Annotated in this window: 2 protein-coding genes; one reads left to right on the plus strand and one right to left on the minus strand. The window is 40.2% G+C overall.

Annotated elements, in window-relative coordinates; translation table 11 throughout:
• Nucleotides 1-337: hypothetical protein (locus A3756_RS14725; protein WP_156490493.1), on the minus strand; the 337-nt coding region annotated here is incomplete at its 3' end.
• Between the two features lie 264 nt (nucleotides 338-601).
• On the opposite strand from A3756_RS14725, the gene A3756_RS14730 reads away from it, so the two are divergent.
• The coding region (locus tag A3756_RS14730) for a sugar phosphate nucleotidyltransferase (RefSeq protein WP_255376519.1) at nucleotides 602-1,040 on the plus strand (439 nt) is incomplete at its 3' end.

Genomic DNA, 1,040 nt, shown 5'->3' on the forward strand with positions numbered 1-1,040 from the left:
GCGTGTAGGTATTATCATTTAGCGTAAATTGGATTTTTTTCTCATCACCTTCGTGAATAACTACCGTAGAGCTGATTTCACAGTGGACCAAGCTCTCACTATCTTTTATTTTTAGTGTGGGCTGTGAAGACATGGACTTATACAAATGAATAATTCGCTTATCCAACATTAGCACTTTTGCTAACTTACGACGCTCCTTTATAGCAGAAAAAACCTGGGAGTTATTCAGCTGTGCTTGCCGCTCTATTCTCTGCAAAGCGCGGTTAATTGTTGACTGCAAATGGTCAAAGGCGGAACGAACAGATAACAAAGTTAGTTCATCATAATTCTGGCTCATATCCTGTGCCTATCCTGCATCAATATTTTTAGACTTATTAATCATCGTCTTCACAATATAGCAGTAAAGACCAAGAGGCGCTAAAGTGAAGTATATGGAAACAATATTTATGCCAAACTTTATTTTTACAACTCGATACTTCCGCTATAATTGTCATAAAGCTTTAAGATCAATAATATAGACTTAAGCTTCTAACAGATATATGAACTTATTGTTGGCGTGCGTTGAAGACATCGGCCAATAGTTACCATTATGGACAATACTATGATCAAAAACTGCCTATTCCCAGTTGCAGGCTACGGAACCCGTTTCTTACCCGCAACAAAAGCAATGCCTAAAGAAATGCTACCCCTCGTAAATAAACCCCTTGTGCAATATGGCGTTGAGGAAGCGCACCAGGCAGGCATGAACCGAATGGGTTTTGTCACAGGTAGAGGCAAACGAGCCATTGCAGATCACTTTGATATTAGCTACGAACTAGAAAATGAAATTAAAGGTTCAGGAAAAGAGGCTCAGCTCGATTCCATTCGGAATTTAATGGAAAATAACACCTTTTCATTTACACCACAGCATCAAATGAAAGGTCTTGGCCACGCAATCTATAGCGGTCGAGGTTTGGTTGGCGATGATGCTTTTGCAGTTGTTTTGGCAGATGACTTTTGTACGGCAGATGAAAACGGCGACGGCGTGCTTAAGCAAATGG

It is taken from the genome of Oleiphilus sp. HI0086, from assembly GCF_001635225.1.